Below are 12739 nucleotides of genomic sequence, written 5' to 3'. Positions count from 1 at the left end.
ATATACATCAGTTGTATAACAAAACGGGTTTTAAAAATGTATTGCGCAATACAATAGGCAATTAACAGAAACGAACTAAATTACACACGAAAACGACACGCCGGCAACGGTTACTCTTCGTCCTCGTCGTCTTCCATTTCCTCGTGAATCTTCAACGCGCGACGCAGCGACGAGACCGAGCCGAACCCGCAGCGGTCGCCGATCTCCACCAACGTCAGCGACGGCTGGCTCTTGCGCAACTCCAAGGCCGCTTCGGTGCGAGCCCTGCGAACCAAAGCCGTGAAATTGGTGTCCGCCTCCTGCAACGCGAGCTGGACGGTGCGCACGGAAACGTTCTCGTGCTCGGCCGTCTTGGTGACACTCAACGCAGAATCGGTGTAGTTTTCGGCGACGTATTTACGCACTCGCTCGATCAACGGCATCACGCTCATGCCCTGGCCGAAGCACGCGATCAAGAGCGAGCGCGCGACGTCGTTGGCCACGGTTTCCAGCGTATCGACCATCTGCGAATGTTGATTGTTCAGGTTGCAGGCGCTCACCACGAACGCGAGCAGCGGCTGCAACGAAACGACGTCAAGCCTGGAATTCTGCCCCATCATCGAATAGGTCTTGTAATCGGGAAGAATCGTGGCGAACAAGCGAGAGGAAAGACTTACCCCAATGAGCTCGTTGGCCGTTGCGCTGGTTTTGAAGACGGCATCCGCAGTCTCCGGCGGAATGAGAAAGACTCCGGGGCGGCGCTTCAAGATCTGGTTTTCGGCCGTGCTGATTTCGACGTGGCCGTGGAGCAGAAAAATCATCGTGGCCATTTTGGCCGTGGACTCGTCGCGGGTCCATTCCATGACGGTGGCCGGCAGGGTGATGTGGGAAAAGCTGACTTCGGGGAACGCGGCGGAACGCGCAGGAATCCTTGCGTGCTCGCCCGCGATGCGGATATGTCCGCTGCCTACGGGATCGGCGGTGTCGACGCGACGGCCGTTTTGACCGGCGGGGGAGTAATCGGAGTTTCTGACGGAATTGGCGGCATTGGTACGCAACGTATTCACGCCTGGTTTCGCGGAACGCACGTCATCGGGCCTTCCGTTCCTCAGCGAATCGTTACGCACAAACATATTTGAATCCTACCGTCCCTTACTCAGTCCGGGCCACGCCCATTGAAACAAGCATAGTAACCAATCGAGCCAATGTAACCCTCATTGCCAAAATTTATCGTATTGCAAAAGCTACTGTAATGCAAGACTACTGTTTCGCGGTTTGCGTTGCATTATTCTCTTCGATTCGGGCTAGTTTATTATTGCGGGTCAAGGCTACATTATCATTGCCGGATCATTGCCGGTTTAACTTTCTTTATTATCGTTTTCTTTATTGCTGACATTATTGCAAACTCGGCTTCCGCTGATACCGTTTTCTTTGTTACCTCTCTTATTATCACTCAGCCTGATTTCCAGTAGCTTCGTTTTTCTTACTATCATCGGCGTGACTCCCCCCAATATTCCCAATCTGTTTTTCGCCATTATCGCCGGCCTTGATGTCCTTGAGCTCAGCGGAAATCTCCTTCAACAGATCGACGGTCTGCTGGTCGGTGCTGATCTCCTTCTTCTCATCCTCGTCGTCCTTCTTTTTGAAGATCGACTCCGACATGTCACGGAACTTGTTGATCGGCACAAGGATGCAGAAGTAGACGGCGATCGCAATCATCAGGAAGTTGAGCAGCGCGCCCAAAATCGCGCCGAAGGAAATGGTGGAGTGATTGAAGGTGAAGGTCAGCAGGTTGTTCATGTTCGGCTTGCCGAAAATCATGGCGATCAGCGGGTTGATGAGGCTGTTGACGATGGAATTGACCACGGAGGTCACCGCAGCGCCCATAACCACGCCGACGGCCATGTCGATCATGTTGCCACGCGAGATGAATTTCTTGAATCCTTTGAACATGCTGGCCTCCTGGCTTCGTATTACTTCCATTCTACCGGTTTCAGGCCGCAGCACCATACGCAAAGCGTCCTGTTTCGCCCAATCCGCGCGGGCATATTCACAAATTGCTAGATATTTGGCAATGTTGATAATCACAAAACACTACGGCGCATTACACGAACGTCATCGACCCCTCAAATCCGTGCCATTACGAAATGATATATACAAAATTACCGGACTTACCATTTCACAATGAAATTCATCGGGATTTACTTACATATATACGTCGTTGTTTATGTTTCCATTCCGTTAACGGCACAAAAAAATATCTGATTTTTTTGAACGCACCCTTTCACCGAACTCGCCGGATTCTTACAATAAAAATCGGCAATACCAACTCAATAATGGAGTATCAATGCTGAAGAACGAATATGTCAAGCGCGTGTATGCGCAGGTTGAGAAGCGCGACGGGGACCAGCCGGAATTCCTGCAGGCCGTCCGCGAGGTTTTCGAGACTTTGGAACCGGTTGTGGAGAAGCACCCGGAATACGAGAAGAACGGCATCCTCGAGCGCTTGGTCGAGCCTGAGCGCGCCATCAAGTTCCGCGTCGCCTGGGTTGACGACGAGGGCAAGGTGCAGGTCAACCGCGGCTACCGCATCCAGTTCAACTCCGCCATCGGGCCCTACAAGGGCGGTCTGCGCCTGCACCCGACGGTGACCGAATCCGTCATCAAGTTCCTGGGCTTCGAGCAGGTCTTGAAGAACTCGCTGACCGGCCTGCCCATGGGCGGCGCCAAGGGCGGCTCCGACTTCGATCCGCGCGGACGTTCGGACGGCGAAGTCATGCGCTTCTGCCAGGCCTTCATGACCGAGCTGCAGCGCCACATCGGCCAGTTCACCGACGTTCCCGCCGGTGACATCAACGTGGGCGCGCGCGAAATCGGCTATCTCTTCGGCCAGTACAAGCGCATTCGCAACGAGTATTCCGGCGTCCTGACCGGCAAAGGCCTTGAGTTCGGGGGATCCCTGGCCCGCACCGAAGCGACCGGCTACGGCCTCTGCTATTACACCGCCGCCGCACTGCGCACGTTGAAGAACGATTCGTTCGAAGGCAAGACCGTCGTCATCTCCGGCTCCGGCAACGTCGCCATCTTCGCCATCGAAAAGGCGCAGGAAATGGGCGCAAAGGTCGTTACTTGCTCCGATTCCAACGGCTATGTCTATGATCCGGACGGCATCAAACTCGATGTGGTCAAGGACATCAAGCTCGGCCACCGCGGACGTATTCGCGAGTACGCAGATCGTGTTGCCGGTGCCGAATACCACGAAGGCAGCAAGGGCGTCTGGACCGTTCCGTGCGACATCGCGCTGCCTTGCGCCACCCAGAACGAGGTCGACGGCGAATCCGCGGCCGCGTTGGTGAAGAACGGCTGCAAGGTCGTCTGCGAAGGCGCGAACATGCCGTCCACGCCCGAAGCGATTGAGACCTATCAGAAGGCAGGCCTGCTCTACGGACCCGCCAAGGCTTCGAACGCCGGCGGCGTCGCCGTTTCCGGCCTCGAGATGAGCCAGAACTCGTACCGTCTTTCCTGGACGTTCGAGGAGGTCGACGCCAAGCTCAAGGACATCATGGAGAACATCGTCGCCAACTCCCTGGCCGCTGCCAAGGAATACGGCCACGAAGGCGATCTGATGCTCGGCGCCAACGCCGCCGGATTCGTCAAGGTGGCCAACGCCATGGTCGCCCAGGGCGTCTGCTGAACCCATCCTTCCGCTAAACCGAGCCACTTTGCTCAATTACTGAGCACATCCGCTCGGTCGTAACCATAAACCCGCCGCTGGCACACGTCAGTCGGCGGGTTTCGTGCCACTACTGTCCAAAAAGTGCACTTAAGCCGACGTAAAATGCATTTTTCACACACAAACGTCCAAAACATGCACCCAAGCCCAAGTAAAGTGCACATTTCCCACACCAGCGTCCAAAAAGTGCACCTAAGCCACCCTAAAGCGCACTTCCCCTACGCTACCGTCCAAAACATGCACTTAAGCCGCCGTAAGTACACATTTCCCACGCCGGCGCTCAAAACATGCACCCAAGCCCAAGTAAAACGCACTTCCCCCACGCTACCGTTCAAAACATGCACATTAGCCTCGATAAAGTGCACATTTTTCGCCGTAAGTTAGGATTCCGCCAGCCATATCCAGCTACCACCAGTCGCCACCAATCCCCGGAATAGCGTTGATAAATAATTTATATCAGAATATAATAACCACATCAACTGTTTGCGACACCGCATCTGAGGAGCAACGTGGCATATTCCGATACTATCAACGATAAACTCGCCACCCTCGAGCGACGAAGCAAGAAGGTCGAAGCCCAGCGCCGGGAGGCCGAACAAAGCCTGTCGGCTTGCCAAGATATCCGCAGCCACCTCAAGCAACAACGACAAGAGTTCGAAGACCGCCAGGACCAGAGACGTGCGGCGCTCTACCGCTTGCGAGAGGACGCCCCGCAGTGCCGCGGAGCTGAGCTTTTCCTCGATATGATGACCAACCAAATTCAGGGAAGCCCCTACATCAATGTCGCCGACAACTACGACGAAACCCTGCGCCACATCGACGGCCAGGTCGAAGAGCAAGAACTGCAAATCAAGGATTGCAGGCGGCAGATGAATGACATCGAAGAAGACAAAACCTACTACAAGAAAAAGCTGAAACGGGCCGAGGAAGAAGAACGGCAAATGGCAAGAAAACAGCAAAGGCTTAAAACACAAAGAGAAGGAGAGCGGTGATGGCAGAAGATCCGAATCTGGTAATCGACGATGACTATATAGAAGGCATCGGAGCTTCATGCAGTCTCTACGGAGATTCCATCGACGATTTATTCAGACAATACATTCAAGTTCTGGATGATGTTGCGAATAAAGCGGTGCCGTCAGGTGAATTTCATGATGCAATCGTTGCGTTCAAATCTGTTGTATCACAGTTACGTAATCAAGGCAAAGACGGTTCAAAACTCAACGAAATCGATAACAATATCAATAATATTTGCTCAGGCTTTATCAGCAAAATTGGCGAAGACAGCAAGCCATTATATTAACTCAAGCATGACACAACCATCTCTTAGATCTACTGGAAAGAAAACGACATGAGCAAACCAATAACCATGAATATGGATGCAATGGATACAGCAATCAATACCCTCAATGGCTTAGCATCTTTTTGCATAGATAACGAAATCGCAAATAAGACCGGAAGCGGAGCAGCTGTCGACGAAACACAGGCGATTCAGAAAGCATATAACAAGATGAGCGAACAAATGCAAACTCTGTTAACAAGCACGGCCAAATTCCTGAAAAAAGCAAAAGCATCGTATAAGAAAAGCGACGACAAAGCATCTTGGCAATTCAAAGGCTGATCTTCGCCACTACCTGTGCAAACGCAAGTATAAGCAGCGATAGAACATACACAAAACGATACGACAGAAACGAGAATCATGGCAACTAGGGACTTTCGCGAAAGCACGAAACAAAAATACCTGCAGGATGTCAGTGAGATATGCAAAGACCAGGGAAGCGGATGGGACAACTTCTGGGATCGTGTCGATAAATCCCGCGTCGTTGGCTGGCTTATCAACGAAGGCATCAAAGTCTTTCAAGGCCAAGACGCCTATGAACGCCAACTGATAGATATCAACAACACCACTCGCAAACAAATCCAACAAATCTGGACGACCGTCAACAATGACGCCAGCGGCTATGAGGGTAAAATTTCGGCAGTCGGTGCTGATTTAGAGGGTTTCACCGGGCAGCTCAGGGCCCTTACTGATTCCCTAACCGGAGAATCTTTCGATTCAGCAGACATCAACGGAAACCTTAAAAATGGAATGGATAGTTACCTCAAAATCAGCTCACTTTACCAAGAAATCGCCGGTGATGGACTCAAGCCGAAAGACCTCGATAATGATCCTGCGCTGGCTTTGGAACTGTTTCAGAGCATAGCCAAGTTCATGATCGACAATGCTCCCACGCTAAAAGCGAATGAATCTTGGTCTGTACCGTTTGGCCCAAATTTATTGGCAACTCTTGCCCTATATGCTGAACTCGACGGTAACGGTAATCTCACCGTCACATTCGACGAACAGAAGACCCTGCTCAAGGATATGGTCTCATGGGGCGAAAAAGGCGCAAACATCAAATCTGTGCCGAATGACACCGATGGCTGGGTGCTTGACCAAGAGCCTTGGGAAGATGCCTTTAATGATTTTAGGATTACTGGCATCCTTATTGAATCATGGCACAGGACAGTGAATGGCGCTACAGAAACTATCACTATGAGCATCAATACAAGGACGGGCCAGGTAAAGATGTCAGGTAACGTCAAGCAAGATGTTAAAAATGGTAGCGCTTCCACCGATGTCAGTCTTCAAAACACTGAAAATGCTAACTGGCCAAAATTCCCCTTGCTACCCGTTGCAGAAACGGTACCAGTGCTGGATAGCATGCATCAAAAAATCCAGGATGTCATGGAAGCCCATGGCGTCGCACCTGCCTATCAACCACTCGTCATCGATATTCTTGCCATAGGTGGCATTGGAGCAGTCGCCGCAGTCGCCGCAACTTGGCCTGCCGATGCAATAGCAGGAGGAGTGGCAGCGCTCGTAAGTGCATTCGCAGCTCTATTTGCCGGCACGGCGTTGGCATGAAGAAAGAGAATCACATGAGGAGCTCCAAATTCTTCCACGTCTTACACTCACTCGTCACCCTTCTAACCATAACCACTCTTGTCACCACAGCACTGGCCGCGTGCGGCACCAACCAACCTACATCTCCCACCAGCACCAGCCAAGGCCAAACAACAAAGACCCCCATCAAGCCGAAGAAAGACCAAGAGAAAACTCATACCATCACCTTCGACCCCTTCTTCGTCCAACACTTCATGAGAGGTGAACATGACAATACGCCGGCAGATGTAGCAAAAGGCCTAGAAGAGCAAGGGAAAGATTCCTTTCCAAAAGCCGATGCCCAACCCGATGGATCTGTCAGCACCATACTCACGGACAAGCAGCTCAACAACGATATCGACTGGTACACCAAAGGAAGACAGCAAAGCATAGACCTCTTCAAACGCGCACACACCAGCACGCCACCCGACTACCACTACCAGCTCTCCAAAGACGGCAGAGAACTCACCGTCTGGCTCGACAAAAACATGCCTCTAGACAACTATTCTGCAATACTTGTCAATTTTCCTCTAACTAGTGGTTACCTCTACTACCTGAACGGCGGCACCGGGCCATGGGACATGCATATCACCATCAACAACGTCCACACCGGCAGAACCGTCCAAGAACTGCTCGCCTCACAAATTCCCGGCGACTTCGACCGCAACGCCTTCGGCGACTAGACATCGATATCCAAAGCACATAGGAGAACAATATGGACACCACCATTTTCGATGGCATGATACAGCTAAAACTTCCCAAGCCAGACCGGTCAGCCGGGCCCGAACCAGACTCTCCCGAGGAAACCACAAAATGACAAACAGACACCACCACACACCCCGAATCGCGGCAATCATTATCGCGATCACGTTTGCCTTTACCCTGCCGTTGTCCGCATGCGACCCTGCCACACCAAGCGCGAAAAGCCCGACCGCACAATCACAGAACACAACACCGAAGAAAAAGCAGGCCGACAAGAGTAAGACCCATACCATCACCTTCGACCCCTTCTTCGTCCAACATTTCATGTTTTCAAAGCAATTTACAACTGCAGAACAGGCAGCAAAAGGCTTAGAAGAACAAGGAAAGGACGCCTTTCCAAAAGCCGATGCCCAACCCGATGGCTCCATTACCACCACACTTACCGACAAACAGCTCAACAACGATATCGACTGGTACACCAAAGGAAGACAGCAAAGCATAGACCTCTTCAAACAGGCACACACCAGCGCACCACCCGACTACCACTACCAGCTCTCCAAAGACGGCAGAGAACTCACCGTCTGGCTCGACAAAAACATCGCCCAAGGCAGCTACATGGCTATCCTCTTCGACATCCCAGTGACCACAGGCTACCTCTACTACCTGCATGGCGGCACCGGACCATGGGACGTACACGTCACCATCAACAACGTCCACACCGGCCAGACCATCCAACAATACCTCGCCTCACAGGCTCCCGACGATTTCGACCGCAACACCTTCGGCGACTAGACACCATCGCCAAAAAGCGAATAGGAAAAAATACCATGAACATCACCCTTTTCGACGACACCATACAACTCAAGCTCCCTGACACGTACGAACAGATACCAATTCCCTTGCTTTCAAAAAATAACGTAGAAGCGTCATCCAACGAGACAATGCTGGAAGGATTCCATAATCAGAACGAAGCCTACATTCTAGGTGCTGTGAGCAAAGAGTCCTGGAAAAACAATCTGGAAAGCATGCTGAACAAACAGTATCAACTACTCGCCAATACCTTACCAAACATAAAAGGAGCCGACTTCGCCTCAAAGCAGTTTTCTTGGACCGACAGAAACAGCCATCAGACATACGCCACTACGTTTGGAATGATACGGTACACCTTCTGCAATGACGAGATGGGGTGGATTGCTATGCTCATCCTTCTGCCGGTACATCAGAAAATAGCAAAACTGAGCCTGATCGGCAATGCAGAGCATCTCATGAGCCGAGTCATGGAATTCATGTCAATCGCCAACTCCATACAACTCCTCGAACCAGACCAGCCCGCCAGACCCGAACCGGAACCACCCGAGGACGCCACGAAATGACAAACAGACACCACCACACTCCCCGAATCACGATAATTATTATCACGACTATGCTTGCCACCGCTCTACCGCTGGCCGGATGCGGCACCGGCACACCAGGCACGGAAAACCCGAGAGCCCAATCACAAAACACAACGCCCAAGGAAGAGCAGACCGATAAAGGGAAAACCAAAACCATCACCTACGACAAATTTTTCGTCAAGCACTACCTGCTCATAGGTGCTGACGATAGCCCAGAAAATACAGCAAAAATATTTAAGGACCAACATGACGACTATACCGACGCATACGCCACGCCGGACGGCGATGTCGTCATCACGATGACCGAGAAGCAGCTGGAAGGCAACATCAAGGAATACAAGAAGGAACGGAAAGAATTCGGACAGGCATTCAACAAAGACGCCAAAGACAAGTACAACGACTACCGCTTCCAGATCAGCAAAGACGGCAGAACATTCTCCTTGTGGTGTGACAACAAACTCACCGACAAGGACTATGTTTTGACACTCGGTAGCATCCCCAAAATCAACGGCTGCCTCTACTACCTCGAAGGCGGCAGCGGCCCTTGGGACATGCAGGTTAACATCTACAACTGCCACAGCGGGCAACCCATGCAGCAATACCCTTGGTCACAGAGCCCTGATTACCAACCCCAAAATTACGGAGCCTGAATCCTGCAAATCCCCATCTATAAAAAGTATAAGAGAGCAGCACAGATGAGCACTGAAGTAGACGACATTCCCAACACTGACACCACGATAACCATTCTCGACGAAGCCGTCGCGATACCGCTGCCGAGCAACTATGAGCAGCGCCCGGCCATCCAGACCGGCGACAAGGGAGTAGCCGATTACCTGGCGATATACGACAAACTAAAAGCCAGCGGAATTCCAAGCGAACCAGACGGCAAACCCGATGGCAAGACCATCCAACTCATGCTTGATGCGCTATCGAAAATCACCGTCCTGCGCTGCAAGACGGATACGGCCTACGTCATCGCCCAGCCGAGCGAACGGCCCTGGCAAAAAGACACCGACACCGGACTCGCCGCCCTACGCCAAACACTCACCGAAAAGAACCCGAACGCAGAAATCGTCCAATACGCCACCAAGCACTACAGCGATTTCACAAAAGACGGCACTTACAGCGGCAACGACATCGGCATGCTCGGCTACCTCACCAACCCCGAAACACCGGATTCCCGATACAACGTCACGATCATCCTGCCCGCGCACGGCAAGGAGGCAATGATCTCCATGGCCTCCTCCACCGAGCACCTGCTCGCCCGGGCCATGGAATTCAACCACATCGCCGACTCCATACAGCTCCTCGAACCCGACCGGCCAGCAGGCCCCGAACCGGAACCTCCCGAGGACGCCACGAAATGACAAACAGATATCACCACACACCCCGAATCGCGGCAATCATTATCGCGATCACGTTTGCCCTCACCCTGCCGCTGGCCTCATGCGACCCTGCCACACCAAGCACGAAAAGCCCGACCGCACAATCACAGAACACAACACCGAAGAAAAAGCAGGCCGACAAGAGTAAGACTCATACCATCACCTTCGACCCCTTCTTCGTCAAACACTACCTTCTCATGGACGCCAATGACACCCCGGAAAAGGCGGCCAAAGACTTTAGGAACCAGCATGACGTATATACCGACGCATACGCCACACCAGACGGCACCATAATCGCCGCCGCAACAGAAAAACAGCTGGAACGCAATATCAAAGAATACCAAAATGCGCGAAAAGAGTGCGAGCAGGCATTCAACAAAGACGCCAAAGACAGACACAACGGATACCGCTTCCAGATCAGCAAAGACGGCAGAACATTCTCCTTATGGTGCGACAACAAATTCAACGACATAGAATACATCGCCACACTCAGCACCATACCCAAGATGAATGGCTGCCTCTACTACCTACAGGGCGGCACCGGACCATGGGACATGCAGATCAACCTCTACGACTGCCACAGCGGCCAACCCACAAGACAATACCTCTGGTCACAAGACCCAAACGGCAAAGGCAATGGATGGCAAATCCATAACGCTCAGTGATTTATCGACCCCAATCTTATTTCTGCCAAACCTTAAATCACAATGCAATCGAAATGGTAATATATGCGAAAACAAACACCATACAAATCAATTATCACCCTAATCATTACGGTTTTGTGTTTATCTGTTTCTCTTGCCGGATGCGGTACCGGCACACCAAGCACGGAAAACCAAAGAGCTCAATCACAAACCACAACACCCAAGAAAGAGGATACCGACAAAGGCAAAACCAAAACCATCACCTACGACAAATTTTTCGTCAAAAATTACATGTTTCTGAATGATAGAAACACTCCCGAAAAAGTGGCCAAAGTACTCAAAGACCAACACGACGATTACACCGACGCGTACGCCACACCCGACGGTGACATAATCGCCACCGCAACCAAAAAACAATTGAAAAACAAAATCAACGAAGGCCTCAAGGAACGCAAAGAACTCGAACAGACCTTCAACAAAGACGCCAAGGAAAAACACAACGGCTACCGACTCCAGATCAGCAAGGACGGCAAAACCCTCTCCCTATGGTGCGACAACCAAGTCAACGACAAGGAATACCTCACCACACTCGGCAGCATACCCAAAATCAACGGCGACCTCTATTACCTGAACGGAGGCACCGGACCATGGGACATGCAGATCAACCTCTACGACTGCCACACCGGCCAGCCAACCCGACAATATCTCTGGTCACAAGACCCATACGGCAGAGGCAACGGCTGGCACAACCTATAACAGCGTCTTCGGCAACCAGACGGCGTTACCGAAACAACTCTCACACCGAATTCCTTCTTGCACTTTCAGTCCAGATTCTCATATCTTTCGCACAAAACCGCGGAATTCCAACGATTCCCTTTTTGCAAGGTAAATGCGTTGTATGACAGTATTTGCCACATGGGTATCAATCGCTATGAGTCATGTAGTCTTGGCATACGTCGAGATATTGCAAACTTCTAAAAATAATTAAGAACTTTTGGCGTAAACTTCTAAAAAAATTTTAGAAGTTGTGCAGTACCATCGCCGAAATCATATTCCAGCAGCCTGCTGCAACTCTAAAATGCGCTTTTCATACGTTACTGTCAAAAAAGTGTATGTTAGACCGTGTTAAATGTACTTCTTTTACGTCACCGTCGAAAAAGTGCACCTACTTCATCGCAAAATGCACTTTCCTAACGCCACCTTCGAAAACATGCACTTTGACCCCAGTAAATGCACTTCCGTGACGCCACTGTCGAGAGTTCGGTCAAAGGCCCCACCGCACGAGGCAATTCGAGGCAAGGAAGAGTATTAGTAGCGACATGATAACCGTCCGCAACAGGAATCCGGCAATGTTCATGGTTCTGAAGTTCTGCGCCAGGTGGACGAGCATCCTACTGGTTCTGCCCTTTTGAAGGACGCCGGAGGTGCAGCATACGGCATACATGTCCACGGAATCACAGATCGCGAACACAAGGAACGTGAGGCAGAGAATCATCGCGAGCATCAGCTGCACGACTTCGAAAAGGCCGCCCATTCCGATCTGGGAGATTCTGCTGCCGATACCGCCAGCCATGCCGACACCGTGCGCGCCTGGGCAACGCTTCCCAACACCACTTTTGCACACTACCTTCCGCAACGAACGACATCGTAAAGAGCCCTATTCCAACAGTTCGTCGACGAGCGCGAACCGCTTGAAAACGTCTCGAAACATCCCGGAAAACGAGCCAGCTTTACGCATACGCAATATTAACCTATAACTATATCTATCATTTTATAAAATAATGCGTTATACCATGCTGGCCACACCATATTCATGGTTCATGATTCAACGTTCATCATTAACGATTCGAGATTTCTGCTTCATCGTTGACGGTGTGCGATTCATGCTTCATCGCTTATATCATGGCTTACGATTCACAGTTCTTAACGCATCACTCATAACCCATAATCCGTAACCCGCCATTTACCAACCAAAGCGC

15 protein-coding genes are annotated in these 12739 nt (G+C 51.3%); 13 read left to right on the top strand and 2 right to left on the bottom strand.

The genetic code is table 11. The annotated features are described in order from the left end of the window. Window positions 1-110: 110 nt before the first annotated feature. Together OZX72_RS00150 and mscL are read right to left on the bottom strand one after the other, a co-directional pair. Window positions 111-1112, bottom strand: coding sequence for a helix-turn-helix domain-containing protein (locus tag OZX72_RS00150; RefSeq protein ID WP_277158466.1), 1002 nt, complete (start codon window positions 1110-1112; stop codon window positions 111-113). A 316-nt stretch (window positions 1113-1428) separates the two neighbouring features. After that, window positions 1429-1932, bottom strand: a complete 504-nt coding sequence (mscL, locus tag OZX72_RS00145; protein ID WP_277158465.1) for a large conductance mechanosensitive channel protein MscL — start codon at window positions 1930-1932, stop codon at window positions 1429-1431. Between the two features lie 394 nt (window positions 1933-2326). Between mscL and gdhA the strand changes: the two genes are divergently transcribed. The 13 genes from gdhA to OZX72_RS00080 all read left to right on the top strand — a co-directional run bounded on the left by gdhA (window position 2327) and on the right by OZX72_RS00080 (window position 12411). Further along, window positions 2327-3673, top strand: coding sequence for an NADP-specific glutamate dehydrogenase (gene gdhA, locus OZX72_RS00140; protein WP_277158464.1), 1347 nt, complete (start codon window positions 2327-2329; stop codon window positions 3671-3673). A 548-nt stretch (window positions 3674-4221) separates the two neighbouring features. Next, window positions 4222-4704, top strand: a complete 483-nt coding sequence (locus tag OZX72_RS00135; protein WP_277158463.1) for a hypothetical protein — start codon at window positions 4222-4224, stop codon at window positions 4702-4704. Beyond that, a complete protein-coding gene (locus OZX72_RS00130; RefSeq protein ID WP_277158462.1) occupies window positions 4704-5012 on the top strand; it encodes a hypothetical protein in 309 nt (102 codons plus the stop codon). The genes OZX72_RS00135 and OZX72_RS00130 overlap by 1 nt, the downstream gene beginning before the upstream one ends. A 48-nt stretch (window positions 5013-5060) precedes the next feature. Beyond that, window positions 5061-5330, top strand: a complete 270-nt coding sequence (locus tag OZX72_RS00125) for a hypothetical protein (protein ID WP_277158461.1) — start codon at window positions 5061-5063, stop codon at window positions 5328-5330. A gap of 78 nt (window positions 5331-5408) precedes the next feature. Then, window positions 5409-6617: a hypothetical protein gene (locus OZX72_RS00120; protein ID WP_277158460.1), complete on the top strand. Its 1209-nt coding sequence runs from the start codon at window positions 5409-5411 to the stop codon at window positions 6615-6617. Continuing rightward, the gene (locus tag OZX72_RS00115; RefSeq protein WP_277158459.1) at window positions 6614-7318 is read left to right on the top strand and encodes a hypothetical protein; all 705 of its coding nucleotides are present in this window, start codon (window positions 6614-6616) and stop codon (window positions 7316-7318) included. The genes OZX72_RS00120 and OZX72_RS00115 overlap by 4 nt, the downstream gene beginning before the upstream one ends. Before the next feature lie 130 nt (window positions 7319-7448). Next, entirely contained in the window at window positions 7449-8129 is a 681-nt protein-coding gene (locus tag OZX72_RS00110) for a hypothetical protein (protein ID WP_277158458.1), read from the top strand. Window positions 8130-8164: 35 nt separating this feature from the next. Further along, window positions 8165-8710 carry a hypothetical protein gene (locus tag OZX72_RS00105; RefSeq protein WP_277158457.1) on the top strand — a complete coding sequence of 182 codons (546 nt, stop codon included), beginning with the start codon at window positions 8165-8167 and terminating at the stop codon, window positions 8708-8710. Window positions 8711-8760: 50 nt separating this feature from the next. Next, on the top strand, window positions 8761-9381 hold the full coding sequence (locus OZX72_RS00100; protein WP_277158456.1) for a hypothetical protein: 621 nt from the start codon (window positions 8761-8763) through the stop codon (window positions 9379-9381). Window positions 9382-9426: 45 nt separating this feature from the next. Beyond that, window positions 9427-10098, top strand: coding sequence for a hypothetical protein (locus tag OZX72_RS00095; protein WP_277158455.1), 672 nt, complete (start codon window positions 9427-9429; stop codon window positions 10096-10098). Continuing rightward, window positions 10095-10781 (top strand): hypothetical protein, encoded by a 687-nt coding sequence (locus OZX72_RS00090; RefSeq protein ID WP_277158454.1) that lies wholly within the window; start codon window positions 10095-10097, stop codon window positions 10779-10781. The genes OZX72_RS00095 and OZX72_RS00090 overlap by 4 nt, the downstream gene beginning before the upstream one ends. A gap of 270 nt (window positions 10782-11051) precedes the next feature. Then, complete coding sequence (locus OZX72_RS00085; RefSeq protein ID WP_277158453.1) at window positions 11052-11516, top strand: hypothetical protein; 465 nt, start codon at window positions 11052-11054, stop codon at window positions 11514-11516. Between the two features lie 622 nt (window positions 11517-12138). Then, window positions 12139-12411 carry a hypothetical protein gene (locus OZX72_RS00080; protein WP_277158452.1) on the top strand — a complete coding sequence of 91 codons (273 nt, stop codon included), beginning with the start codon at window positions 12139-12141 and terminating at the stop codon, window positions 12409-12411. Window positions 12412-12739: the final 328 nt, after the last annotated feature.

The sequence above is a fragment of the Bifidobacterium sp. ESL0769 genome (assembly GCF_029395495.1).
In the GTDB taxonomy this organism is placed as follows: Bacteria; Actinomycetota; Actinomycetes; order Actinomycetales; family Bifidobacteriaceae; genus Bifidobacterium.
The sequence above is the reverse complement of the archived record's forward strand: the minus strand, read 5'-3'. Positions and strand labels throughout refer to the sequence as shown.